The organism is Brevibacterium sp. SIMBA_078, from assembly GCF_046534565.1.
Classification (GTDB): Bacteria; Actinomycetota; Actinomycetes; order Actinomycetales; family Brevibacteriaceae; genus Brevibacterium.
The window spans coordinates 1-264 of the sequence record NZ_JAWRYQ010000303.1 but is presented as its reverse complement, the minus strand read 5'-3'; the positions used below and the strand labels follow the sequence as shown (position 1 = coordinate 264).

At 40.9% G+C, this 264-nt stretch carries 1 protein-coding gene; it reads left to right on the top strand.

From position 1 onward, the window contains the following. A partial coding sequence (locus tag SB749_RS19810) for a hypothetical protein (protein ID WP_410711814.1) occupies positions 1–264 on the top strand: 264 nt, incomplete at both ends.

The following is a 264-nucleotide window of genomic DNA, read 5'->3' as shown; positions in this document are numbered from 1 at the left end:
GCGTAATTTTCATACTAAAAATATTTCAGCCCGCACCGAGCTAAGTGGTAGTGTTACTGCTGCTGGGTTTACCCATCATTTATTAATAGGTGCCGATGCCAGCAAGTTTGATTTTGATAAACTTTGGTATAGATATCGCCCTACGCTTGAAGATACGCGCTATGCCATTAATATGTATAACCCCGTGTATGGGCTAACAGCACCCGAAGGTTCACTTTTATTTAACAGCACTGAAGTACAGCACAGCTATGGGATTTATATTCA